Source organism: Variovorax sp. P5_A3, from assembly GCF_056400665.1.
This window is the reverse complement of record NZ_JBFUKW010000010.1, coordinates 1-22873: the sequence shown is the minus strand read 5'-3', so window position 1 is coordinate 22873 and position 22873 is coordinate 1. Positions and strand designations below refer to the sequence as shown.

Sequence of the window (22873 nt, the reverse complement as noted above, 5' to 3'; positions counted from 1 at the left end):
GTTCAGTTGTGTTCAGTCGAGCCGATGCCCTCAGGCGTCGTGGCTCATCAGGAGTCCGGGCACCTTGCCCTGCAGCACCTTCGCGATGCGAACGACCTCTTCGGTCGGGATCTGGCGGATGACCTCGCCGCTTTCCCTGTCGACCACCTTCACGATCACCCTGTCCAGGTCCTTGTCCACTTCGAAGTGAAGACCAACCGAACGGCTTTCCAGCGATGCATTCACTTCCTTCACCGCGGCTTCGAGCTGCGTCGGCGTCGCCTCCTCCACGGCGGCCAATGACGCCTTGGCCTCGCCCGCCGCAGAGGCAGCGGTGCTCGCCGGTCGGACGGCGAGCATCTGCATCCACCACTGGCGGTCTGCCGCGGGGGCGACGGGGATCGACATGTTCCAACTCCTGCTTTGTTCGCTGTCCTATGAGGCCTGTCGCCGAAGCACAAGCCGCAGAGGACAGCGCGGGCGCGCTCGCCCGCACTTGCCGGACCCACCCCCGCCGGGGATGGGCCTGGCTTCCACTTCCGTTGGTCCTTCCGTCGATTAACGCAGGAGGGACAGCACGCCTTGCGTGGTCTGGTTGGCCTGGGCCAGGACCGAGGTACCAGCTTGCTGCAGGATCTGCGCGCGGGTCATGTTCGACACTTCCGTCGCGTAGTCGGCGTCTTCGATGCGCGAACGCGAGGAAGACAGGTTGGTCACCGTGGTGCCGAGGTTCGAGATCACCGAGTCGAAACGGTTTTGCACCGCGCCGAGCTGGCCGCGCAGGTCGTCGATCTGCTTGAGTGCAGCGTCGATCTTGGCCAGCGGGTTGATCGTTGCAGCGCCCGTGAACTCGGCGGTGGTCGTGCCACCAGCGGTGTCGCTCAGTTCGAGGACCGTGCCCGTGATGTCGACCGTTCCAGCGCCCGTGCCGTCGTCGCCGGCATCGACGATCGTTGCCGGGTCGGCGGCGTAGTTCTTGCCCTGGATGGTGACGTAGCCGGTCGTTGCGCCGGTCGAGTCGGCTCCAACCTTGACCAGTTGGCCGGTCACGGTGGTAGCGGTCGTCACGCCGGCGTCGGTGTCGGTGAAGTCGACGCTGGCGGTGTTGAGGGTGACCTTGCCGCTGCCGCTGGTGCGGTCCACGGTGGCGGCGTAGAACTCGTTGCCGGCCTTGACCACGAACACGCCAGTGCCTGCACCAGCCGCGTTCTGCACTTCGTGCAGCGACAGGTCGGATGCCGTGTAGTTCGTGCCGTTGGCGGTATTGAGCGCCGTGACGCTGCCTGCGTCGAAATTGACAGCGGCAGAACCGGTGGCAGCCGTGTTGTCGACGATGGTCGTGATCGCGTCGCCGACCTTCAGTTCGTTCTTCGACACGGTGAGGCTGTTCAGCTTCAGGCTGGCCGAGTCGATCTTCTTCAGGTCGATGTCGATCGTTTCACCGTCGTTCGCGCCGACTTGCACCGACAGCTTCTGGTTCGAGCCCAGGACCTTCACGCCGTTGAAGTCGGTTTGCGACGACGTACGGTCGATTTCCGACAGGCGCTGCGAGATTTCAGCCTGGATCGAAGCCTTGTCGGCGTCCGAGTTGCTGCCGTTGGCCGCTTGCACTGCGAGTTCGCGGATGCGTTGCAGGTTGTTGTTGACTTCGGTCAACGCGCCTTCCGTCGTTTGCGCCAGCGAGATGCCGTCGTTGGCATTGCGCTGTGCAACCGTCAGGCCCTTGATGTTGGCCGTGAAGCGGTTGGCGATGGCCTGACCAGCGGCGTCGTCCTTGGCGCTGTTGATGCGCAGGCCGGAAGACAGACGTTGGATCGCAGTGTTCAGGGACGACTGCGACTTGTTCAGGTTGTTCTGCGTGAGCAGAGAGAGGCTGTTGGTGTTGATGACTGACGCCATGTTCGACTCCTGTTTACAAAGGTTGTGGACTCCGGCCTAGGCCGTAACGCTGGACCCGCTCCCACTTGAGACTCAAGCCATCGTTGGATTTGTTATCGGCAGGGGTTTTGAAACCTTTAGCCCCGGGGGCCCAAAAAAGTTTGCGTGCCCTTCCTTCCACAACCCAGGCGCCTTACGCGGGGAGGTTCATCACCTCTTGATATGCAGACACCAGGCGGTTCCGAACCTGCAGCCCGGTCTGGAAGGCCACGTTGGCCTTCTGCAGGTCGACCATCACGTCGTTGAGCGCAATCCCAGGCTTGCCGAGTTCGAAATCCTCGGCCTGCGCATAGGACTTGGTCTGCGCGGTGCTGATGTTGTCCAGCGAGCGCTTCAGTTCGGCGGCGAAGCCACCGTTCTCGGCGGGCGCGGCCTGCGTGGGCGCGAAACCGGTCTGGAGCGCGGTCACCCGCATCTGCTGCAGGACGGACTCGATGGCGGCAATCGACATGAGGGACTCTCTTCTCTTGTGTACTTAAGGGTTGCAATAGAAGCGCGCAGGCGCTCCGTCGTCCTTTCAGCGTACCAAGGGAAGACCCCCATGCAAGCCGCCAACAGACGGCAAAACCCCCCGTTGTTCGGCCCATCGAATTCGTAACGGCTGCTGACAATCAACCGCGAAACGACAAGCCCGCTGACGACTTCAACGGCCTCCGGCATGACTCCTGAACAAGAAATCTCCTCCTTCACCATGACCACGCACTGCTTCCGCGCCCCGGCCATGACGAGGGCTCGCGCATGAGTTCTGCGGCGCCCGCGAGCGTTGCGCCAACGGCGCCCTCGCTCCCTCCCCTCCTCGAACGGCTGCGAGCGCAGCCGAAGCTCCCGTTGATCATCGGCGCGGCCACGCTCGTGGCCGCCGTGGCGGCCTTCACGCTGTTGAACCGCGGCCCTGACTACAAGGTGCTCTACACCAACGTGTCGGACCGCGACGGCGGTGCGATCATCGCGTCGCTCCAGCAGATGAACGTGCCCTACAAGTTCGCCGACGGCGGCGGCGCGATCCTGATCGCCGGCGACAAGGTGCCCGAAGTGCGCCTCAAGCTGGCAGCGCAGGGCCTGCCCAAGTCCGGCGGCGTGGGCTTCGAGCTGATGGACAACCAGAAATTCGGCACCAGCCAGTTCGCCGAGCAGGTCAACTACCAGCGCGCGCTCGAGGGCGAGATCGCGCGTTCGATCGAGTCCATCGGCACGGTCGAGTCGGCACGCGTCCACCTGGCACTGCCGAAGCCTTCGCTGTTCGTGCGCGAGCAGAAGAAGCCCTCCGCCTCGGTGGTGCTGACACTGGCACGCGGCCGCAGCATCGACGAAGGCCAGGTCAGCGCGATCGTCCACATGATCTCCAGCAGCGTGCCGGAACTGGACCCCAAGGGCGTCACGGTGGTCGACCAGCGCGGCAACCTGCTCTCGGCCGCCAACAGCGGCGCGCGTGGCCTCGACGTGAGCCAGCTCAAGTATGTGCAGGAGATCGAGCAAGGCTACATCCGCCGCATCGAGACCATCCTGCAACCCATCCTGGGTGCGAACAACGTGCGGGCGCAGGTCGCGGCGGACATCGACTTCAATGTGGTCGAACACACCGACGAGAAGTACGGCCCCAACCAGGACCCCCGCCAGGCAGCGATCCGCAGCCAGCAGTCGAGCGAATCGAACCAGCACGGCGGTCTGCCGCCAGGCGGTGTGCCGGGCGCGCTGACGAACCAGCCGCCGGTCAATCCGACGGCGCCGATCACGGGCCCGAAGCCGCCAGCGGCTCCGGCGCCGGGTGCTCCGGGAACGCAGGGCGCAGCGGCAGCCGCCAGCGCCAATGCAGCGAGTTCCACCGTCAGCACCTCGGCCCCGACCGGCCCGGCCAACTCGCGCAAGGACGTGACGACCAACTACGAGCTCGACCGCTCGATCCGCCACGTGCAGCAAGGCGCGGGCGGGGTCAAGCGCCTGTCGGTCGCGGTGGTCGTGAACTACAAGGACGCCGCCGACGGCGCCGGCAAGACCACAAGCCGTGCGCTGACCCCGGTCGAGATCGACCAGATCCGCAACCTGGCGAAGGAAGCCATGGGCTTCAGCCAGGAGCGCGGCGACTCGCTCAATGTCGTGAACAGTGCCTTCGCCGAAGACCGCGAAGCGCCGACTGCCGAGGTGCCGTTCTGGCGCGACCACGAGAACATCGAGCTCGGCAAGACGATCGGCCAGTACCTGCTGCTCGCCTTCCTCGCGCTCTTCGCCTGGTTCGCCGTGCTGCGGCCCCTGCTGCGCAAGCACCTGGCACCGCCGGCACCGCCCGTCGTGGAAGCCCCGCCGCAGAAAGCCACCGGCGAGCCCGCGCTGGACGAGGAACCCAGACCTTCGCCCGAAGAAGCCCTGCGCCAGCGCGAGGCCCTCCGCCACAAGGCCGACATGGACTACGCCCACCACATCGCAGACCAGGATCCCAAGCTGGTCGCCATGCTGATTCAGCACTGGATGAACGCCAATGATCAGTGAACTCGGAACCCGCAAGAGCGCCATCCTTCTGATGGCACTGGGTGAGGACCGTGCAGCCGCCGCGCTGCACCTGCTCCCCACGGCCGAAGTGCAGACGCTCGGCCTCGCCATGGCGAAGCTGAGCTCGGTCTCGAAGGACGAACTCGCGGCGGTGCTCACCGAGTTCCGCCAGGAGACCGAGCAACTCTCCGCGCTGCACCTGGGTTCCAGCAGCTACATCCGTGCAGTGCTGAAGAAGGCGCTCGGCGACGACCGCGCCAGCAGCCTGCTCGAAGACATCCTGCAGGCCGACGAGCCGCACAGCGGCATCGATCGCCTCAACCAGCTCGAAGCCGGCGAAGTGGCCGAGCTCATCCGCGACGAGCATCCGCAGATCCTCGCGACGGTGCTCATCCACCTGGACCGCATGAAGGCATCGGAAGTGCTCGAGAAGCTGCCGACGCGCCTGCGCCACGACGTGATCATGCGGATCGCCACCTTCGGCGGCGTGCAGCCCTCGGCGCTCAACGAGCTGACCGACGTGCTCACCGAAATGCTCTCGGGCCAGGGCCTGAAACGCAGCCGCCTGGGCGGCGTGAGGACGGCGGCGGAAATCGTCAACCTCATGAGCAGCGCGCAGGAAGAAGAGGCGATCGCCCATGTGCGGGAGTCCGACGAGGCCCTCGCGCAACGCATCGTCGACGAGATGTTCGTGTTCGAGAACCTGCTGGGCCTGGAGGATCGCAGCATCCAGCGCCTGCTCAAGGACATCGAGTCCGACTCGCTCATCATCGCCCTCAAGGGCTCGCCGCAGGAGTTGCGCGACAAGTTCCTCAACAACATGTCGCAACGTGCCGCCGAGACGCTGCGCGAGGACATGGAACTGCGCGGCCCCGTGCGCGTGTCCCAGGTCGAGACCGAACAGAAGGCCATCCTGCAAGTTGCACGCCGCCTGGCCGAGTCCGGCGAGATCGTGATTGCCGCGCCGGGTACCGATGACTTTGTCTAAATACCCCTTCGCCTCCGGCGCGCGCTCACGGCTGGCTTCGGCCTACACGCCCGGCGCCGTCCCAGCGGCGGCCGAGAAGCCGGCCCGACCCGTGCTGTCCGCATGGCAGCGCTGGGAGATGGACACACTGAACGAGCCCCCGGCCTCGCCGCAGCGCCATGCGGCGGCGCCTGTCGAGGTCCCGCCATCGCCTGCCCTGATCCACGCCGCCGAGCTGGCGCGCCTGCGTCGCGAAGCACGCACTGCCGGCGAAGCCGAAGGCCGCAGCGAAGGCCGCGCCAAGGGGCATGTCGAGGGCTTGGCCGAAGGTCGCGCCGAAGGCCTGGCTGCCGGTCTCGCCGCCGCAAGCGCGCATGCCGAACAGCTCAAGGCGCTGTCCGCAAGCCTGCCTGCCGCACTCCGCCGTGCCGAAAGCGAACTCGCCGATGCCATCCTCACACTGGCGCTCGATGTCGCGCGACAGGTCGTTCATCGCACCCTGCGCGCGGAGCCCGAGTGGGTGCTTCCGATGGTCCAGGACCTGCTGCACACCGAACCCGCACTGCAAGGCGAGCCGCGCCTGCTGCTGCATCCGGACGATGTCGCGCTGGTGAGGAACAGCCTTGGCAATGAACTGCAGACGGCCGGCTGGCAAGTGCGCGCCGACGAGACCATCGCGCGTGGCGGCTGCCGCGTGCAGTCCGCCACCGGCGAGATGGATGCCAGCCTGGAGACACGCTGGAAGAGCGTGACCGCCGCGCTGCATCGCGACGCCGACGCACAAGGGGTCTGAGCCATGTCCGTCGATACGCAAACCGCCACACCCAATCCCCATGTGCAATCGTGGCTCGCCACGCTGGCGCAGGCGCGCAGCGATGTGAGCCGCGCCCCGATGACCATGCAATCCGGCAAGCTGACGCGCGCCGTCGGCCTCGTGCTCGAAGCCGTCGGCCTGCAGATGCCCGTCGGCAGCGATTGCCTGATCGAACTGCCGGCCGGTCACCCGCAGCGCCATGCCGAAGCCGAAGTGGTCGGCTTTGCCGGCGACCGCCTGTTCCTGATGCCGCAAAGCGAAGTCGCTGGCCTGCTGCCCGGTGCGCGCGTCATCCCGCGTCCGGGCACGACCGGTTCGGCCCTGACCGGCGATGGCCACACCAAGCGCCTGCCGGTCGGCGAAGGCATGCTCGGCCGCGTCGTCGATGCCGCCGGGCGGCCGCTCGACGGGCTCGGCCCTCTCGACATCGCTCGCAAGGTGCCGCTGTCCACGCCGCCGATGAACCCGCTCACGCGCGCGCCCATCGATTCGGTGCTCGACGTGGGCGTGCGCGCCATCAACGCGATGCTCACGGTCGGGCGTGGCCAGCGCATGGGCCTGTTCGCAGGCTCCGGCGTGGGCAAGAGCGTGCTGCTGGGCATGATGGCGCGCTACACCAGCGCCGAGGTGATCGTCGTCGGCCTGATTGGCGAGCGCGGTCGCGAAGTCAAGGACTTCATCGAGAACACGCTCGGCGAGGAAGGCCTCGCCCGCTCGGTCGTCGTCGCCGCGCCGGCCGACAACTCGCCGCTGCTGCGCCTGCAGGGCGCTGCATATGCGACCTGCCTCGCCGAGTACTTCCGCGACCAGGGCAAGGACGTCCTGCTCATCATGGATTCGCTCACCCGCTACGCGATGGCCCAGCGCGAGATCGCGCTGGCCGTGGGCGAGCCGCCGGCCACCAAGGGCTATCCGCCGTCGGTGTTCGCGAAGCTGCCTGCGCTGGTCGAGCGCGCCGGCAACGGTGCGCGCGATGCCGAGGGCCGGGGCGGATCGATCACGGCCTTCTACACGGTGCTCTCCGAGGGCGACGACCAGCAGGACCCGATCGCCGACTCGGCACGCGCCATCCTGGACGGCCATGTCGTGCTCTCGCGCACGCTGGCGGAGGCGGGGCACTACCCGGCCATCGACATCGAGGCCTCCATCAGCCGCGCGATGACCGCGCTGATCACGCCCACGCAGTTCGACACCGTGCGCAAGTTCAAGCAGATGCTGTCGCGCTACCAGCGCAACCGCGACCTGATCAGCGTCGGCGCCTATGCGCCCGGCCACGACCTGCAGCTCGACCAGGCGATCGCGATGTACCCGCGCATCGAGGCTTTCCTGCAGCAGGCGATGGAAGAGCGCACCAACTACGCCGAGTCGATTGCGCGCATCAGCAAGCTCTTCGACGGCCACTGAAACCCGCCAACCGCGTCACCGCAGCAAGGAACCCCATGCCCCAGAGACTCCCCCTCGACACGCTGACCGACCTCGCGCGCACGCAGACCGACGATGCAGCTCGACGCCTCGGTGCCCTGCAAAGTGCGCAGCTCAGTTCGAGCCAGAAGCTGGACCTGCTGCTGCAGTACCGCCAGGACTACTACGACCAGTTGCACGCGCTGATGAACACCGGCCTGCCCACCGCCAAGTGGCGCAACTACCAGGCCTTTCTCGGCACGCTCGACGGCGCCATCGAGCAGCAGCGCGCCATCGTCGCCCAGGCCGCCACGCGGGTGGACCATGGACGAGCCGACTGGCAGCACCACAAGCGCCGCCTCAATTCCTTCGACACGCTCGCGGAACGGGTGCGTCGCCAGGAGATGCTGGCGCAAGCCAAGCGCGAGCAGCGCGACAGCGACGAACGATCGGCCCGGAAGTTCTTCGACCGCGCCGCCAACCCGACCCTTTGACCCCCCCGGATTCGCCCATGCCCACCCTCATCTCGCCTTCCCTCAATGTCCCGAGTTCGCAGGTTTCGTCCTCTGGCCCGCGCGGCCGCGGCGCCGAGCAGGCCGAGGGCCGCAGCTTCGGTGCGGCGCTCGACCGCTCGCGTGGGGCCAGCGCCGCGGCCACGCAGGAGGTCGCCGACACCGACCTGCCCCCCTCCCTGTCGGGACGCAAGCCGTCCCGTCCCGGCGAGAGGAAGAGCGAGCTCACCGCCGCCGACGTGATGGCGCTGTTGGCGCCGCTGCCGGCGCACCTCGCTCCGACCGCCATCGATGGCAGGGCCGGCTCCGCACTCGCTTCGCGCGGTGCGAAGACGGTCGGCGCCACGGTGGACGGCATCTCGCCGGATGCCAGGGCCACCGCGTTGGCCGAAGACGCTACGACCACCGCGGCGGCTTCGACGGACGGCAGCACCGCGCAGGCAACGGAAAGCGCAACCGGTGCGCACGATGCCAAGGACACGACGGCAGACAAGCCCGCAGCGAGCGGCGACCAGCCCTTCAAGGACGCGCTTGCATCATCGCTTCCAGCCAAGGCCACCGAACCCGCCGCAAAGGATGCGACCGCACAACCTGATGTTGGCGTGCCGGTCACCGCGCCAGCGGCCGCAGGCCCGTCGAAGCAGGCAGCGTCCGCCGACAGGGCCACGGTTTCCGCGATCGCTGACAAGGCCCAGCCGGCGCCGCAACTCCCGACGACCGACAGCATCAAGGTCGCAGCAGCCTCGGAGCCCGCAGGCACCAGCCCGCTCGACGCCGGCTCCGACTCCGGCCCGCAGGCCCTGCCGCAGTTCCAGTCCATCGCAGCACCGGCGACCGTTCGCAACAACGCACCAACGACCTCCACGCCCGTCCTGTCGGTCGCTCCGCCCGTGGGAAGCGACGCGTGGGGCCCGGCGATCGGCCAGCAGATGATCCGCATGAGCGCCAGCGGCCATCAGGTGGCCGAGCTGAACCTCAACCCCATCGGCCTCGGCCCGCTCAAGGTCACGCTGACGCTGGGCGACAACCAGGCACAGGCGATGTTCGTGTCGGCCCACGAAAGCGTCCGCAAGGCCGTGGAAGCGGCATTGCCGCAGCTGCGCACGACCCTCGCCGAACAGGGCATCAGCCTGGGCCAGACCTCGGTCGGCGCCGAGACGCGCCAGCCTTTCGGCCAGGACGCCGCCTTCGCGCAGCAGAACCCATCGCGCTCGCCGAACCAGCCCGAATACCCGGGGTCGGCCCGCGCCGAGACCGCCGCCGCGGCTTCGAGCCCCGTCCTGTCGGCGCGGCCCTTGCCCCGCTCCGGAGCGGGCCTCGACACCTTCGCCTGAACCGAATCCCACACGCGCGGCCCTGCGGCAATGAACGGATCTGAAGCGCTTTTCCACGCTTGATCAGCCGTTCGTTTGCCGGGGAGTTCGCAAAGAATAGACCGAACAAGAAACCGATCCGAACCATGGCTTCCTCACCTCCAGTCGCAAACGCCGCCGTCGCGCCCCCCCGCTCGCCGAAGCTGCTGATCGGTCTGCTGATCGGCATCGGCCTGATGGCCGCCGCCGGCGCGGCCTACGTCTTCGTCATTGCACCCAAGGTCGCGACCTCGGAGGCCGCCAAGCCGGTCGTGCCAGAGAAGCCGATCTTCATCACGCTGGAGCCGCTGACCGTCAACCTCCAGGGCGAGGGCCGCAGCAAGTTCCTGCACATCGGCATGTCGCTGAAAGTGCGCGACGAGCCCGCCAAGGCGCAGATCATCGAATTCATGCCCGAGTTGCGCAGTCGCGCACTGCTGATGCTGTCCAACCGCCTGCCCGAATCGCTCGTGTCCACCGAGGACAAGAGCAAGCTGGCCGAGGAGATCCGCACCGAGCTGAACCGCCCCCTGGCCGACAACCTGCCGGCGCAGGGCATCGCCAGCGTCTCCTTCAACACCTTCGTGGTGCAGTGACCCCGTCCAGGCAAGCAAACCATGGCCTATGAACAGGTCCTCTCGCAGGACGAGGTCGATGCGCTGCTGCAGGGCGTCACCGGCGGCAGTGTCGACCAGACCAGCAAGCCTGCGCCGCCGGCCGACGGCCTTCCAGCCTACGATCTCGGCGCCCCCGACCGCGTGGTGCGCAGCCGCATGCACACGCTGGAGGTCATCAACGACCGCTTCGCGCGCGGCCTGCGCGGCGCGCTGCTGAACTTCATGCGCCGCAGCCCCGACATCACGGTCGGGTCGGTGCAGATCCAGCAGTACGGCGAGTTCGTGCGGCACCTGCCCGTGCCGGCGAACATCAACATGCTGCACATGAAGCCGCTGCGAGGCACCGCGCTCTTCGTGTTCGACCCGAAGCTGGTGTTCCTGGTGGTGGACAACCTCTTCGGCAGCGACGGCCGCTACCACGTGCGCGTCGAAGGCCGCGACTTCACCCGCACCGAGCAGCGCATCATCAAGCGCCTGCTGGACATTTCGCTCCAGTGCTATGGGGATGCGTGGCAGCCGGTGTATCCGCTGGACTTCGACTACGTGCGCGCCGAGATGCATGGCAAGCTGGCCAACATCGTCGCGCCCAACGAGGTGGTGATCAACACCACCCTGCAGATCGAGTTCGGCCCCATCGGCGGCTTCCTGCACGTGTGCATCCCCTACTCGATGATCGAGCCGATCCGCGACCTGCTGTCCAACCCGATCCAGGACGAGGTCGAGATCGACAAGCGCTGGGTCAAGCAGATGTCCCGCCAGATGCAGGCCGCGGACGTCGAGCTCACCGCGGACTTCGTCACGATGTCCTCGACCATCGGCGAGATCCTCAAGCTCCAGGTCGGCGACGTGCTGCCCATCGAACTGCCGTCGACCGTCACCGCGCGGGTCGACGGCGTGCCGGTGATGGAGTGCGGCTACGGCACATCGAACGACCGCTACGCCCTGCGCGTGCAACACATGACCACTCACCAAGACAGCGACTCGAAGAACGACCATGACTGACAACACCTCTTCCGCCAGCGACGCGGACGACTGGGCCAGCGCCCTGGCCGAGCAGACCGCAGCCTCTCCTGCCGCGGCCCCCGAGCCCGCACCCGCGCCGGCAGCGGCGCAGGTCTTCCAGCAGATCCAGGAGACGGCTTCGAGCGCCGTCAACGTATCGCCCGTCGACATCGCGCGGGTGATGGACGTGCCGGTGCAGCTCACTGCAGAGATCGGGCGCACGCGCATCACCATCAAGAACCTGCTGCAGCTCTCGCAAGGTTCGGTGGTGGAACTCGACGGACTCGCCGGCCAGCCGCTCGACGTGCTGATCAACGGCTACCTCATTGCGCAGGGCGAGGTGGTGGTGGTGAATGACAAGTACGGCATTCGCCTGACGGACATCGTTACGCCGTCCGAGCGGATGCAGAAACTCGGTAGAACGTGACCCACCCCCAGGCTCGCCCACTTCGTGTGGCTCTCACACCCCCTTCCAGGGGGCAATCCCGGCGGCCCGGCGGAGCCGGTTCCGCGGGATTCCTGCGGTTTGGCGCGCGCCTGCTGGCGGGGGCGATGGCGGTTGCGGCGCTGCCGGCGCATGCTGTGTTGCCGACGGTGCCTTCGCCCGCTGTCGAGGCGGCGGCGCCGGTGGTTGGCGCTTCGGGCCTGATGCAGGCCGGGCTCGGCATGGTGGTGGTGCTCGGACTCATCTTTCTTTGCGCCTGGCTGGCACGTCGCTTTGGCCTTCAGCGCTTCGGCGGCGGACACGTCGTCAAGGTGGTGTCGAGTTCCAGCGTGGGCCAGCGCGAGCGGGTCGTGGTGGTCGAAGTCGGCGCTACGTGGCTGGTGCTGGGTGTCACGCCGAGCCAGATCAACACCTTGCACACGCTGCCGGCGCAAGCGGTGAGCGGCGCACCTGCCTCCCCGGACATGGCGGCGCTCAAGCCCATCGACCTGTTCGCGCAGAAGCTGCGTGAATCCCTCACCGGCAAGTCAAGCCGGACCCCATGATGCGCAGCGTTCTTCGTCGAAGCCTTCAGGGCGGCTTGGTGCTGCTCGCCGCCGCGTTGCCGATGGCGGCATGGACACAAGGCCTGCCGGGCCTGATCAGCACGCCCGGTCCCGGCGGCAGCCAGACCTGGTCGCTCAGCGTGCAGACGCTGGTGCTGCTGACCTCGATGTCCTTCCTGCCGGCGCTGCTGCTGTGCATGACGAGCTTCACCCGCATCCTGATCGTGCTGGGCCTGCTGCGCACGGCCATCGGCACGCAGTCGTCGCCGCCCAACCAGATCCTGGTGGGGCTTTCGCTCTTCCTGACTTTCTTCGTGATGTCGCCGGTGTTCGACAAGGTCTACAACGACGCCTACAAGCCCTTCTCCGAGAACAAGATCGGCACCGACAAGGCGCTCGAGCGCGGCATCGAGCCCTTCAAGACTTTCATGCTGAGGCAGACCCGCGAGAACGACCTCGCGATGTTCGCCAAGCTTGCCAAGGTGCCCGACATGGAGGGGCCCGAGGACGTGCCGCTGCGGATCCTGCTGCCTTCCTTCGTGATCAGCGAACTGAAGACGGCGTTCCAGATCGGCTTCACCATCTTCATTCCGTTCCTGATCATCGACCTGGTTGTCGCGAGCGTGCTGATGTCGATGGGGATGATGATGGTGCCGCCCGCCGGCATCGCCCTGCCCTTCAAGCTGATGCTGTTCGTGCTGGCCGATGGCTGGCAGTTGTTGATCGGCGCTCTGGCGCAGAGTTTTTACACGTAGGGGAAGCGCAATGACACCCGAAACCATCATGTCGATGGGCAACCAGGCGATCCAGGTGTCGCTGGTGCTTGCCGCGCCGCTGCTGCTGGTGGCGCTCGTGGTCGGCCTGATCATCAGCATCTTCCAGGCGGCGACGCAGATCAACGAGGCGACGCTGTCCTTCATCCCCAAGCTGCTGGCCGTGTTCGCGACGCTCGTGATCGCGGGCCCCTGGATGCTCGGGCAGATGCTGGACTACATCCGCGCGCTGTTCATGAGCATTCCCCAGCTCGTGGGCTGATGCCTGCCCGCTGATGCCTCCCGTCTTCTCGGTCACCTCTGCGCAGCTCACTGCGTGGATGGTGATGTTCCTGTGGCCCTTCGTCCGCATGCTGGCGCTGGTGAGCACCGCGCCCGTCTTCAGCGAATCGTGGGTGCCGCGGCGGATCAAGGTGGCGATCGCGGCGATGCTCGCGCTGGTGCTCGCGCCGACGCTGGGGCCGATGCCGTCGGTGCCGGTGGTCTCGGCGGGTGGTGTGTGGATCATCGTGCAGCAGATGCTCATCGGCGCCGCCATGGGCTTCACGATGCGCATGGTGTTCACTGCGGTGCTGGCGGCCGGCGAATACATCGGGCTGCAGATGGGCCTCTCGTTCGCGTCCTTCTTCGATCCGATGAACGGCGGCGCCACGATGGTGGTCGCGCGGCTGCTGAACATGCTGGCGATGCTGATCTTCGTGGCCGTCGACGGGCACCTGATGCTCATCGCCACGCTGGCCGAGAGCTTCCAGACGCTGCCCATCGCCGATGGGCCGCTCTCCGCGCAGGGATGGATGTTCCTCGTGGCTGGTGCGGGCCAGATCTTTTCCAGCGGGCTGATGCTGTCGCTGCCGCTCGTGACTGCGCTGCTCACGCTCAATCTCGCGATGGGCATCCTGAACCGCGCGTCGCCGCAGTTCAGCATCTTCGCGGTGGGCTTTCCTCTGACGCTGCTCGCGGGCATCTGGATGCTGCAGCTGCTCATGCCGCACCTCGGCGCTTTCCTCGAACCGCGGTTTGCAGCGGGGTTCGAGTCGATGATCCAGTTCACGCAGGCATTGAGGCGCTAGACAAAGCTGGCGCCGGCGGGTGATTGCAGCGATCATCGGCGCCCGAAAGGCACGAACGACGATGACTGACAAGGTTCTTGTGTTCTACGGCTCGTACCGGTCCGACCGGATGGGCGTGCGCCTGGCGGACTATGTGGTCGCCGGCCTCAACGCGCGGGGGGCCGATGCGGAGCTGGTGGACGCCAAGGATGTCGACCTGCCCATGCTCGACCGCATGTACAAGGAATATCCCCAGGGAACTGCGCCACCCGCCATGGAAGCGCTCGCCGGCAAGATTCGTGCGGCGGACGCATTCGTGTTCGTGACCGGCGAATACAACTGGGGCCCGCAACCCGGCCTGAAGAACCTGACGGACCATTTCCTCGAGGAATGGTTCTGGCGCCCAGCCGCCGTCGCCAGCTACTCGGCAGGGCGCTTTTCCGGCGTCCGCTCAGGCACGGTCTGGCATTCGATCCTGTCCGAGATGGGCATGGTGGTCGTGTCGAGCACGCTGGCCGTCGGGCCGATCTCGCAGACGCTGGACGCGGGCGGCAAGCCGACCGGGCAAGCGGGCGAAGCGCTGGATCGGTCTTTCGGACGCTTCGCCGACGATCTGGCCTGGTGGACCGAGGCCGCACGCGAGCAGCGGTTGCGCAAGTCGCCGCCTTACTGATTCCCTCCGGCGGCCATGCGCACGGTCGAGCTTCAGTTGCCCGATGCGACCTGCTGGGTGCAGTTGCCGAACTCGCAGCGCAGTGCAATGGACTGGCCGTCGGTGCACGTCACGCTGTAGCGTTCGAATCCCGGCCCCTTGTCCTCCAGCACGGCCCTGGGGCTTTCAGTGCAGTTGCTGGCCTTCGCGAACTTCTCCGCGACGTAGGTGTCCAGGCCGGTCTTGCGGGGCAGGGAGAGAGGATCGCGCCGGGGCGCTGCGGCATAGGTCACCGTCACGTTGGGGTCGAGGTTCCTGTAGCCCTTGCGCGCCATGCAGTTGACCAGCGCGGTCTGTTGCATCTTGGGGTCTGCCGGAGTGCCATCCGGGCTGTCCGTGATGGCTGAAGCGATGCTGCCGATCGCCGCCGCCATGACGATTCCCATCGGCATGACGATCGCCACGCCCACCGCGACGGCATCCACGATTTCGTTGTTGCCGGGCCCGACGCGCATGATTCGGATCTTCTGCGCGACATCGCGGCATGCGTCGACGTCCTGCGCATAGATGGTCGGCGCAACGCCTTCCATGTCGACCATCGGAGCGTAGCCAGCACCGGAACCCTTGCCGGGTTCCGTCGATGGCGGTGGGGTCGCACATCCGCAAAGCAGCGCGGCCGCGCAAGCAGCGCTCACCAATCTGCTCATCGATCGCTCCTCGTTGATCGCAACTGGGGCCGCGATTTGATCACACGTTTTGTTACCCGTGTACGATTTCGTCCCGTCGTCATGGCGGGCGATGCCAAAGCGCAACGGCGCTCGAACAGGAGGTGACCATGGTTGTCAGAGGCGGTTGCCACTGCGGCAACATTTCCTTCGCGCTCACCTGGGAGCCGGAGCCCGCGGAGATTCCGGCACGGGCGTGCGACTGCTCGTTCTGTACAAAGCACGGCGGCGTCTGGACGTCCAACCCGGCCGGCGCGCTCAGAGTGCGGGTCGAGGATTCGTCCCTCCTGTCGAGCTATTCATTCGGAACAGGCACCGCGCAGTTTCACATCTGCGCTCGCTGTGGCGTACCCACGCTGGTGACCAGCACCATCGACGAGCACGTCTATGCCGTCGTCAATGTGAATACTTTCGACAACGTTCCGAGGTCGCTGCTTCGCACCGTTCCAGCCTCGTTCGACGGGGAAAGCATCGAATCGAGGCTGGCCCGCCGGGAGCGCAACTGGATTGCCGACGTGCAGTTCGTCGACGCGGTCGACTGAACCGTCAGCGCGCGGGCCGCGACCCCATGGCCGTGAGCAGGCCCAGGCCGATGAACGACGTGCCCGCCAGCCGGTTGCCCCACACGGCATGCCGCGTGGCGCCTGCCAGGCGCGGCGCGACGAGGCTGGCCGTCATCACATACATCAGGTCCGTGCAGCAGGCGATGGCGATGAAGACGCCGCCGAGCGCCATCGTCTGCACCAGCGGGCTGGCGTGCGCGTCCATGAACTGCGGCAGGAAGGAAGCGAAGAACAGGGTCGTCTTCGGGTTGAGCACCGCCACGACGAAGCCATCGCGGAAGACGCGCCGCAAGGGCTGCACCGGCGCCTGCGAGGTCGTCGCCTGCGCCGCGGCAGGCGTGGCCCGCCACATGCGGATGCCGAGATACACGAGGTAGGCGGCGCCCGCCCACTTCACGACGGTGAAGGCGCCCGACGAGATCGCGAACAAGGCAGCCAGGCCGAGCGCCGCACCGACGGCGTTGGCGAAGTTGCCCAGCGCGACGCCCAGCACCGAAGCGAGGCCGCACGCGCGCCCCTGCGACAGCGTGCGGGCCACGATGTAGACGACGGCGGGGCCGGGCGTGAGCGCCAGCACCAGGCTGGCGCCGATGAATGCGAGAAGCAAGGGGGTAGCGGGCAACATGGGAACACTCCAGTCTTCGGGAGACCGCAAGTATCGCGCAAGGTGCAGTGCGGTTGGCTCAGCCCGGTGAGCAGACGCTGACGACGACCTTGCAGGGCTCGGTGGGGAGATGGCCGTCGCACTGCGCGACCGCAGCCTGCCCCGCGGCATTCGCGGTCGGCGCAATGCCCGTGCCCCATTCACCGTAATTGCCGGTGGCCAGCGCGCCGCAGGACCGATCGAAATAGGCGCGCACATCGCAAGGGCCCGAACGGCCCGCCGCACGATCGCATTGGGCGCGTGCCGCGCGTTCCGCGGCGCTGCGGGACGCGTGGTTGAACGAGTAGCCGTACCACCCGGACCTGGATGCGATCGCTCCCCAACTCGGGGATGGGCCGCCCTTGTCCGGCGGCGCGGCGGAAGCCGCCGAAATGCACCCGCACGTCAGCCCAAGACTGAGCACTGCGCGCGAAAGAAACTGAATCGATTGCATGCCCTCATTTTGAGGTGCACGCACCCCGACGCCTTACAGGTAGTTGAACAAGGCGATCGAGTTCAGCTTCGCGAAGGTGAGTTGCGTGGCCTGCAGCGACGTCTGGCGCTGGTAGAACTCCGAGATCGCGGCGGCCGGATCCAGGTCCTGGATCGCCGACAGGTAGCTCTTGTCCAGCAGGTCGCGCGATGCGCCACTGCTGTCGAGCGAGTCGAGTTCGTTCATGCGCGAACCCACCGACGACAGCACGGTGAGCACGTTGTCGTGCGCATTGGTGACTTTCACGTTGGCCGTGCTCAGGGAGTTCAGCAGCTTGGCCTGGGCTTCCGGACCGCCGCCGGTCAGGGGCGTGCGCAACACACTGACCAGTTCGCTGATCGACGCGAAGATGTCGGTGCCGGCGTTCTTGGCGGTCTTGACATCGAAGGTGTCGCCCGCCGCAGGCGCGCCGGTGACGCTGATTTGCAGCCCGCCGAATGAGATCGGCTGGCCGGCGGTGTAGGCGCCCGACGCCGCCGCCACGGGCGGCGTGTCGTTCGTCGTGACCGAGTAGTTGCCGGCCGCGTCGAAGCTGATCTGGAAGTCCTTGCCGTAGTTCGGATCGGTGGCATCGGTGATACCGACCGAGCCGAAGACGCCCGAGCCCGCGTTGGCAACGCCGCCGGAAGTCACATAGCCCGCCCCGCCCTGCACCGACTGGAACACCGTGCGGCCATCGTCGGAGGTCGAGATCTGGCGTGCGACATCGACCTGCATGAGGCGCTGCCCCTGGTCGCCGAGGTACTGGATGCCGCCACCGGCCTGCGCCACGAACGGCGCGCTGGCGCTCTTGTAGCCGGCGAACAGGAACTGGCCGTTGCCGTCGTCGGCGTTGGCGAGACCCACGAGCTGGTCGAGATTGCTCTGGATGGTGGTCGCCAGCGAGGCGCGGTCGGCATCGGACAAGGTGCCGTTGCCGGCCTGCACCGTCAGCGTCTTGATGTTCTGCAGGATCGAGGTCGCGCCGTTGAGCGAAGTTTCTTCCCGGGTGAGCGACAGCATCGCGCGCTCGCGGCTGGTCGCGTACTGGGCCGACTCGGCGAGCGTCTCGCTGACGCCGAGCGCGCGCGCCGCGCCGACGGGATCGTCGCCGGCGGTGAGGAACTTGCTCCCGGCGGCGAGCTGCTGCTGCACGCGGAACAGGTTTTGCTGCTGCAGGCCCATCGCGCTGATGTTCTGCTCATAAAACGAACTGGTGCTGATGCGCATCACGGCTCCTTGAATCTGGCGTTGGGTGGTCAGTTGCTGATGCCGAGGATCGCGTCGAAGATGGTCGAGGCGGTCTGGATCACCTTGGCATTGGCCTGGTACATCTGCTGGTACATGAGCAGGTTGGCGGTTTCCTCGTCCTGGTTGACGCCGGAGATCGACTGCTGGCTGGCCTTGATCTGGCTGGTCACGCTGTCCTGGGTCTTGCTCGCGACCTGGATTTCCATGGCGCGGTTGCCGACCTGGCTCACCAGTTGGGAGTAGGCGCCGTTGAAGGTGGTCGTGCCGCCGGCCATCGTCGCCTTGCGCTGCAGCGCACCGAGCAGCAGCGCATTGCTGCCGTCGGACACGCCGCCCGCGTTCTTGCCGATGGTGAAAGTGTCACCCGTCGCCGGCGCACCGCTGAGGCTGACGGTGATGCCGTCGAAGCTGATCTTCGCGCCGGCCGTGTAGGGCACCGGCGTACCGGCTGCGTAGTTGTTGACGGTGCCGTCGGCCAGTGTCACGCTGACGGCGGAGGTCGAGGGGAAGCCGGACAGCATGTTGGTCGGGCCGTCGTAGCTCAGGGTCACGTTCGCGGCCAGCGGCGAAGCCAGGTAGGCCGAATCGATGGTCGCCGCGCCGAGCGCGCCGCTGCCCTGGTTGCCCTTGGTGTTGCCGGTGATCACCGGGGAGGCCGCGGCCACCTTGGCCGGGTCGAGAACCTTCACCTGCATGTCGCGCGCGCCGGTGCGCGTCGGCTGGATCAGGAAGGTGTCGCCGGGGTTGGCGGCGCCGCTGGCAGCGGAGACGGTCACGCCGTCGAAGGTGACGGGGAAGTCGGTGTCGTCGTAGGAGCCGACCACCGACTTGTCCGAAAGTCGCGTCACGAGGTACTTCGGCGTGCCGGCCTGCACTTCGACCGAATAGTCGCTGGTCGTGAGCTGGTTGGCATCGGCGATGACACCGGTGAGTGCGAGGTTGCCGGTGTTCTTCGCGTTGGTGTAGATGCCGGGCGTGGCCGTCGAGAAGAAGTCCTGGCCGAGCGCGCCATTCAGGTCGACGCCCAGGTTGTGCTGGTCGTTGAACGCACTCGCCAGCCCGATCGAAAGTCGGCCGATCGCGTTCTGGGCCGGGATGAGCGTCTGCGCCCGGAACGACATCAGCCCGCCGAGCGAACCGCCGCTGAAGACGTTGTCCCTCATCTCCGTCACGTTGCCCGCCAGGCCCACGAGCGCCACGGCCGTGCGCGTCGGGTCCGCTGCGGAAGGCACTGCCTTCAAGCTCGCCGCCTGGTCGCCCACCACGAGGGACTGGCCACTGCCGATGAAGACGTTGTACTTGCCGTTGTCCTGCTCCAGCACCTTGACGTCGACGATCTGGCCCAGTTCGCTCACGAGCTGGTCGCGCTGGTCCAGCAGGTCGTTGGGCGGCTGGCCGCCGGCCACGGCGCTCATCATGCTGATCTGCTTGTTGAGGCCCGCGATCTTGCTGGCGTAGGTGTTGATCTGGTCGACGTTGCCCGAGATCTGGTCATTGACCGACGAGTTGAGGTCGGACAGGTACTGGTCGGTCGAGCGGAACTTGCTCGACAGCGACTGCGCCGAGCTGATGAGCTGCTGGCGCGCCGCCGAGTCGGCCGGCGTGTTGGCGACGCCCTGCACGGCGGTGAAGAAGTTCTGCATCAGCGGGCTCAGGCCAGCGGTCTTGTCGGCCAGGAGCGAATCGATGCGGTTGATCTCGGTGCCGTAGGAGGCCAGCGCCGACGAGGCCGACTGGGCGGAGGCGAGTTGCGCGGTGAGGTAACGGTCGTAGCTGCGCGTGACCGTGGTGACTGTCGCGCCGCTGCCGATGTAACCCGAACCCGAGTTGACCGCCGGGTTGGCCGAGACCTGCGCGACCTGCCGGCTGTAGCCCGCGGTGTACACGTTGGCCGTGTTGTGGGCCGTGGTCACGAGCGCGGTTCGCGCCACGCCGAGACCGCTCAGACCCGTGAAGAACAAGTTTCCTGACATGTGGCTTTACCTGTATGGAGGGTGTTGGGTGCGGCATCGTGTCGATGCCTGCTTGTGTTCTATATCGGCAGTCGGCGGGGAAAGTTGAGGCGACCACCAGGGCCCGCCTTCTGCGCCGGCCTGCGCGAGCCGGCCGACGGCGTGATCCGCGTCAGCGCAGATTCGTCGTCGCCCAACCTGAAGATGCTCACGGCGTCGACGAGATTGCCGGCCTGCTCCTGCAGCGATGCGGCGGCAGCGGCGGCCTCTTCCACCAGCGCTGCGTTCTGCTGCGTCACCTGGTCCATCTGAGTGATCGCCTGGTTGATCTGCTCGATGCCCGAGGTCTGCTCCTGGCTCGCCGCCGTGATCTCGCCCATGATGTCCGTCACCCGCTTCACGCTGCCCACGATCTCGTCCATCGTCTTTCCGGCTTCGCCCACCAGCGCGCTGCCCACGTCCACCTTGCCCACCGAGTCGTCGATCAAGCCCTTGATCTCCTTGGCCGCTGCGGCCGAGCGCTGCGCGAGGTTGCGCACCTCCGCCGCCACGACCGCGAAGCCCCTGCCCTGCTCGCCGGCCCGCGCGGCTTCCACCGCAGCGTTCAGCGCGAGGATGTTGGTCTGGAAGGCGATGCCGTCGATGACGCCGATGATGTCGACGATCTTCTTCGATGAGGCATTGATCGACGCCATGGTGTCCACCACCTGGCTGACCACGCTGCCGCCCTTGACCGCCACTGCCGAGGCCGATGCCGCGAGCTGGTTGGCCTGGCGTGCGTTGTCCGCGTTCTGCTTGACCGTACTGGTGAGTTCTTCCATCGAGGCAGCGGTCTGTTCCAGCGAACTCGCCTGCTCCTCGGTGCGCGAGGACAGGTCCTGGTTGCCCGCCGCGATCTGGCTCGAGGCCGTGGCGATCGTGTCGCTGGACGACTTGATCCGGCCGACGACCGAGGTGAGCTGGTCCTGCATCTGCCTGATCGAGTACAGCAGGCTGCCGGCATGCGCCGAGCCGGCTTCGACGTCCATGCTCAGGTCACCGGTCGCGATGCGGCCGACGACATCCGCCGCGTAGGCCGGCTCGCCACCCAGTTGACGTGCCAGAAGGCGCGCGACCACGATCCCGAGCCCGACGCTGACGACGATGCCGACCAGTGCCAATGCCAGCATCATCAGACGCGAGGTCTGGTAGGTCTCGGCTGCATGCTCCGCGCTGGCCTTGGCGAGTTCGTCGCTGTGCGCCACCATGTTCTTCAGCACTTCCTCGACTGTGCGGGAGTCCTTCAGAAGGCGCGTGCTGTCCTCGACCACCTGGCCATCGAACTGCGAGCTGTCCAGCGATTGCCTGGACACGAGCGTCACGAAGTCGGCCATGCGCTTGTTCAAGGGCGGCAGGAGGGCCTCGTATTGCTCGAAGAGCTTCTTGCCAGCTTCGCTTTCCTCGAACAGGGGCTTGACCTCCGCGGTGCGCGCCTGGAGCCCCTCCATGGATGTCTTGAGTTCCGTCGATCCCGCATTGCGCTCGCCGCGCGTGGCGGCCGACAGCAGCGACATCTGCGCCCGGCTCGCGTAGAGCAGGTGGATGTTCGCTTCCTGGATGGCCTGCAGGGCGCGAAGCTCATGGGTGTAGAGCCGCTCGGTCGAGGCGCTGATGCGCCCCATGTGAAAGATGCCGAGCGCGCTGACGACTGCACCGACCGCCGCGACGACGAGAAAACTCATGACCAGTCTCGCGGTCACACGTAGCCTTTGAAACCACTGCATTTTTCTTCTTTCTTGTGACGGCCGTCGGGGGCGACGCCGGGTTGAGGAATCGGGAAAGCTCAGAATTCGGCCCAGTCGCCAGAGGCCTCCGCGGACGCGGCAGGCTGTGGTCGCCGGGGCGCTGCCGCGACGCGCTGAGGTATCGGCGTCGCCGCTGCGATGGCCTTCGTGCGTTGCGGTGTCGGCTGGTTCTTCGGGTGCCTCCCCGCAATCGCGCGAACCGCATCGTTGTGGCTGCCCAGCCGGAAGACGCTGACCGACTGGACCAGGCCGCCCGCCTGCTCCTGCAGCGATTGCGCTGCAGCAGAGGCTTCCTCGACCAGTGCCGCGTTCTGCTGCGTCACCTGGTCCATCTGCGTGATCGCCTGATTGATCTGCTCGATGCCGGAGGTCTGCTCCTGGCTCGCCGCAGTGATCTCGCCCATGATGTCGGTCACCCGCTTCACGCTGTCGACGATCTCTTCCATCGTCTTGCCCGCTTCGGCCACCTGCTTGCTGCCTTCCTCGACCTTCTCCACCGAGTCGCCGATCAGCGTCTTGATTTCCTTGGCTGCCGCCGCGGAGCGTTGCGCGAGGTTGCGGACTTCGGAGGCCACAACAGCAAATCCACGGCCTTGCTCGCCGGCGCGTGCTGCTTCGACWGCGGCATTCAGCGCCAGGATGTTGGTCTGGAAGGCAATGCCATCGATCACGCCGATGATGTCGACGATCTTGCGCGATGAGGCGTTGATCGAGCCCATGGTGTCGACCACTTGCGAGACCACGCTGCCGCCCTTGACCGCGACTTCGGAGGCCGAGACGGCCAACTGGTTCGCCTGGCGCGCGTTGTCCGCGTTCTGCTTGACGGTGCTGGTGAGTTCCTCCATCGAGGCCGCCGTCTGTTCCAGCGAACTCGCCTGCTCTTCGGTGCGCGACGACAGGTCCTGGTTGCCCGTGGCAATCTGGCTCGACGCGGTCGCGATCGTGTCCGTGCC

At 66.7% G+C, this 22873-nt stretch carries 25 protein-coding genes; 15 read left to right on the top strand and 10 right to left on the bottom strand.

Features of this window, described 5'->3' with window-relative positions:
* Window positions 1-30: 30 nt before the first annotated feature.
* From AC1D3B_RS16990 to fliE, 3 genes are all read right to left on the bottom strand, one after another.
* The gene (locus tag AC1D3B_RS16990) at window positions 31-387 is read right to left on the bottom strand and encodes a flagellar protein FlaG (protein WP_478191833.1); all 357 of its coding nucleotides are present in this window, start codon (window positions 385-387) and stop codon (window positions 31-33) included.
* A gap of 150 nt (window positions 388-537) precedes the next feature.
* The gene (locus AC1D3B_RS16985) at window positions 538-1878 is read right to left on the bottom strand and encodes a FliC/FljB family flagellin (protein ID WP_478191832.1); all 1341 of its coding nucleotides are present in this window, start codon (window positions 1876-1878) and stop codon (window positions 538-540) included.
* Window positions 1879-2050: 172 nt separating this feature from the next.
* Window positions 2051-2368, bottom strand: coding sequence for a flagellar hook-basal body complex protein FliE (gene fliE, locus AC1D3B_RS16980; RefSeq protein ID WP_478191831.1), 318 nt, complete (start codon window positions 2366-2368; stop codon window positions 2051-2053).
* Between the two features lie 287 nt (window positions 2369-2655).
* Here fliE and fliF point away from each other — a divergent pair, with 287 nt between their 5' ends.
* The 14 genes from fliF (at window position 2656) to AC1D3B_RS16910 (ending at window position 14551) form a co-directional block, all read left to right on the top strand.
* Window positions 2656-4401: a flagellar basal-body MS-ring/collar protein FliF gene (fliF, locus tag AC1D3B_RS16975; protein ID WP_478191830.1), complete on the top strand. Its 1746-nt coding sequence runs from the start codon at window positions 2656-2658 to the stop codon at window positions 4399-4401.
* Complete coding sequence (gene fliG, locus AC1D3B_RS16970; protein WP_478191829.1) at window positions 4391-5389, top strand: flagellar motor switch protein FliG; 999 nt, start codon at window positions 4391-4393, stop codon at window positions 5387-5389. Before fliF ends, fliG begins: the two co-directional genes overlap by 11 nt.
* Window positions 5376-6161 carry a flagellar assembly protein FliH gene (fliH, locus tag AC1D3B_RS16965; RefSeq protein WP_478191828.1) on the top strand — a complete coding sequence of 262 codons (786 nt, stop codon included), beginning with the start codon at window positions 5376-5378 and terminating at the stop codon, window positions 6159-6161. Before fliG ends, fliH begins: the two co-directional genes overlap by 14 nt.
* A gap of 3 nt (window positions 6162-6164) precedes the next feature.
* Window positions 6165-7586, top strand: coding sequence for a flagellar protein export ATPase FliI (gene fliI, locus AC1D3B_RS16960; protein ID WP_478191827.1), 1422 nt, complete (start codon window positions 6165-6167; stop codon window positions 7584-7586).
* 35 nt (window positions 7587-7621) lie between these two features.
* The gene (gene fliJ / locus AC1D3B_RS16955; protein WP_478191826.1) at window positions 7622-8077 is read left to right on the top strand and encodes a flagellar export protein FliJ; all 456 of its coding nucleotides are present in this window, start codon (window positions 7622-7624) and stop codon (window positions 8075-8077) included.
* Between the two features lie 17 nt (window positions 8078-8094).
* Window positions 8095-9429, top strand: coding sequence for a flagellar hook-length control protein FliK (locus AC1D3B_RS16950; protein WP_478191825.1), 1335 nt, complete (start codon window positions 8095-8097; stop codon window positions 9427-9429).
* Between the two features lie 125 nt (window positions 9430-9554).
* Window positions 9555-10043 (top strand): flagellar basal body-associated FliL family protein, encoded by a 489-nt coding sequence (locus tag AC1D3B_RS16945; protein ID WP_478191824.1) that lies wholly within the window; start codon window positions 9555-9557, stop codon window positions 10041-10043.
* A gap of 21 nt (window positions 10044-10064) precedes the next feature.
* Complete coding sequence (gene fliM, locus AC1D3B_RS16940) at window positions 10065-11066, top strand: flagellar motor switch protein FliM (protein WP_478191823.1); 1002 nt, start codon at window positions 10065-10067, stop codon at window positions 11064-11066.
* Entirely contained in the window at window positions 11059-11493 is a 435-nt protein-coding gene (fliN, locus tag AC1D3B_RS16935; protein WP_478191822.1) for a flagellar motor switch protein FliN, read from the top strand. Before fliM ends, fliN begins: the two co-directional genes overlap by 8 nt.
* A gap of 125 nt (window positions 11494-11618) precedes the next feature.
* The gene (gene fliO, locus AC1D3B_RS16930; RefSeq protein ID WP_478191821.1) at window positions 11619-12056 is read left to right on the top strand and encodes a flagellar biosynthetic protein FliO; all 438 of its coding nucleotides are present in this window, start codon (window positions 11619-11621) and stop codon (window positions 12054-12056) included.
* The gene (fliP, locus tag AC1D3B_RS16925) at window positions 12053-12811 is read left to right on the top strand and encodes a flagellar type III secretion system pore protein FliP (RefSeq protein WP_478191820.1); all 759 of its coding nucleotides are present in this window, start codon (window positions 12053-12055) and stop codon (window positions 12809-12811) included. Before fliO ends, fliP begins: the two co-directional genes overlap by 4 nt.
* A 10-nt stretch (window positions 12812-12821) precedes the next feature.
* Window positions 12822-13091, top strand: coding sequence for a flagellar biosynthesis protein FliQ (fliQ, locus tag AC1D3B_RS16920; RefSeq protein WP_028253142.1), 270 nt, complete (start codon window positions 12822-12824; stop codon window positions 13089-13091).
* 13 nt (window positions 13092-13104) lie between these two features.
* Entirely contained in the window at window positions 13105-13899 is a 795-nt protein-coding gene (fliR, locus tag AC1D3B_RS16915; RefSeq protein WP_478191819.1) for a flagellar biosynthetic protein FliR, read from the top strand.
* A gap of 61 nt (window positions 13900-13960) precedes the next feature.
* Window positions 13961-14551, top strand: coding sequence for an NADPH-dependent FMN reductase (locus AC1D3B_RS16910; RefSeq protein WP_478191818.1), 591 nt, complete (start codon window positions 13961-13963; stop codon window positions 14549-14551).
* Between the two features lie 32 nt (window positions 14552-14583).
* Here AC1D3B_RS16910 and AC1D3B_RS16905 read toward each other — a convergent pair whose 3' ends face one another.
* Complete coding sequence (locus tag AC1D3B_RS16905; RefSeq protein WP_478191817.1) at window positions 14584-15237, bottom strand: hypothetical protein; 654 nt, start codon at window positions 15235-15237, stop codon at window positions 14584-14586.
* Window positions 15238-15365: 128 nt separating this feature from the next.
* Here AC1D3B_RS16905 and AC1D3B_RS16900 point away from each other — a divergent pair, with 128 nt between their 5' ends.
* Entirely contained in the window at window positions 15366-15797 is a 432-nt protein-coding gene (locus tag AC1D3B_RS16900) for a GFA family protein (RefSeq protein WP_478191816.1), read from the top strand.
* Between the two features lie 4 nt (window positions 15798-15801).
* Here the strand turns inward: AC1D3B_RS16900 and AC1D3B_RS16895 are convergent, their stop codons facing one another.
* From AC1D3B_RS16895 to AC1D3B_RS16870, 6 genes are all read right to left on the bottom strand, one after another.
* Complete coding sequence (locus tag AC1D3B_RS16895) at window positions 15802-16443, bottom strand: LysE family translocator (protein ID WP_478191815.1); 642 nt, start codon at window positions 16441-16443, stop codon at window positions 15802-15804.
* Between the two features lie 58 nt (window positions 16444-16501).
* Window positions 16502-16915, bottom strand: coding sequence for a DUF4189 domain-containing protein (locus AC1D3B_RS16890; protein WP_478191814.1), 414 nt, complete (start codon window positions 16913-16915; stop codon window positions 16502-16504).
* 33 nt (window positions 16916-16948) lie between these two features.
* Window positions 16949-18163, bottom strand: coding sequence for a flagellar hook-associated protein FlgL (gene flgL / locus AC1D3B_RS16885; protein ID WP_478191813.1), 1215 nt, complete (start codon window positions 18161-18163; stop codon window positions 16949-16951).
* Between the two features lie 29 nt (window positions 18164-18192).
* Window positions 18193-20157 (bottom strand): flagellar hook-associated protein FlgK, encoded by a 1965-nt coding sequence (flgK, locus tag AC1D3B_RS16880; RefSeq protein ID WP_478191812.1) that lies wholly within the window; start codon window positions 20155-20157, stop codon window positions 18193-18195.
* Between the two features lie 59 nt (window positions 20158-20216).
* The gene (locus tag AC1D3B_RS16875) at window positions 20217-21899 is read right to left on the bottom strand and encodes a methyl-accepting chemotaxis protein (protein ID WP_478191811.1); all 1683 of its coding nucleotides are present in this window, start codon (window positions 21897-21899) and stop codon (window positions 20217-20219) included.
* A gap of 59 nt (window positions 21900-21958) precedes the next feature.
* The coding region (locus AC1D3B_RS16870; protein ID WP_478191810.1) for a methyl-accepting chemotaxis protein at window positions 21959-22873 on the bottom strand (915 nt) is incomplete at its 5' end.

Coding starts and splice junctions, on each gene's coding strand:
- AC1D3B_RS16990 (WP_478191833.1), bottom strand. CDS start 387: ATGTCGATCCCCGTCGCCCCCGCGGCAGACCGCCAGTGGTGGATGCAG.
- AC1D3B_RS16985 (WP_478191832.1), bottom strand. CDS start 1,878: ATGGCGTCAGTCATCAACACCAACAGCCTCTCTCTGCTCACGCAGAAC.
- fliE (WP_478191831.1), bottom strand. CDS start 2,368: ATGTCGATTGCCGCCATCGAGTCCGTCCTGCAGCAGATGCGGGTGACC.
- fliF (WP_478191830.1), top strand. CDS start 2,656: ATGAGTTCTGCGGCGCCCGCGAGCGTTGCGCCAACGGCGCCCTCGCTC.
- fliG (WP_478191829.1), top strand. CDS start 4,391: ATGATCAGTGAACTCGGAACCCGCAAGAGCGCCATCCTTCTGATGGCA.
- fliH (WP_478191828.1), top strand. CDS start 5,376: ATGACTTTGTCTAAATACCCCTTCGCCTCCGGCGCGCGCTCACGGCTG.
- fliI (WP_478191827.1), top strand. CDS start 6,165: ATGTCCGTCGATACGCAAACCGCCACACCCAATCCCCATGTGCAATCG.
- fliJ (WP_478191826.1), top strand. CDS start 7,622: ATGCCCCAGAGACTCCCCCTCGACACGCTGACCGACCTCGCGCGCACG.
- AC1D3B_RS16950 (WP_478191825.1), top strand. CDS start 8,095: ATGCCCACCCTCATCTCGCCTTCCCTCAATGTCCCGAGTTCGCAGGTT.
- AC1D3B_RS16945 (WP_478191824.1), top strand. CDS start 9,555: ATGGCTTCCTCACCTCCAGTCGCAAACGCCGCCGTCGCGCCCCCCCGC.
- fliM (WP_478191823.1), top strand. CDS start 10,065: ATGGCCTATGAACAGGTCCTCTCGCAGGACGAGGTCGATGCGCTGCTG.
- fliN (WP_478191822.1), top strand. CDS start 11,059: ATGACTGACAACACCTCTTCCGCCAGCGACGCGGACGACTGGGCCAGC.
- fliO (WP_478191821.1), top strand. CDS start 11,619: ATGGCGGTTGCGGCGCTGCCGGCGCATGCTGTGTTGCCGACGGTGCCT.
- fliP (WP_478191820.1), top strand. CDS start 12,053: ATGATGCGCAGCGTTCTTCGTCGAAGCCTTCAGGGCGGCTTGGTGCTG.
- fliQ (WP_028253142.1), top strand. CDS start 12,822: ATGACACCCGAAACCATCATGTCGATGGGCAACCAGGCGATCCAGGTG.
- fliR (WP_478191819.1), top strand. CDS start 13,105: ATGCCTCCCGTCTTCTCGGTCACCTCTGCGCAGCTCACTGCGTGGATG.
- AC1D3B_RS16910 (WP_478191818.1), top strand. CDS start 13,961: ATGACTGACAAGGTTCTTGTGTTCTACGGCTCGTACCGGTCCGACCGG.
- AC1D3B_RS16905 (WP_478191817.1), bottom strand. CDS start 15,237: ATGAGCAGATTGGTGAGCGCTGCTTGCGCGGCCGCGCTGCTTTGCGGA.
- AC1D3B_RS16900 (WP_478191816.1), top strand. CDS start 15,366: ATGGTTGTCAGAGGCGGTTGCCACTGCGGCAACATTTCCTTCGCGCTC.
- AC1D3B_RS16895 (WP_478191815.1), bottom strand. CDS start 16,443: ATGTTGCCCGCTACCCCCTTGCTTCTCGCATTCATCGGCGCCAGCCTG.
- AC1D3B_RS16890 (WP_478191814.1), bottom strand. CDS start 16,915: ATGCAATCGATTCAGTTTCTTTCGCGCGCAGTGCTCAGTCTTGGGCTG.
- flgL (WP_478191813.1), bottom strand. CDS start 18,163: ATGCGCATCAGCACCAGTTCGTTTTATGAGCAGAACATCAGCGCGATG.
- flgK (WP_478191812.1), bottom strand. CDS start 20,157: ATGTCAGGAAACTTGTTCTTCACGGGTCTGAGCGGTCTCGGCGTGGCG.
- AC1D3B_RS16875 (WP_478191811.1), bottom strand. CDS start 21,899: ATGCAGTGGTTTCAAAGGCTACGTGTGACCGCGAGACTGGTCATGAGT.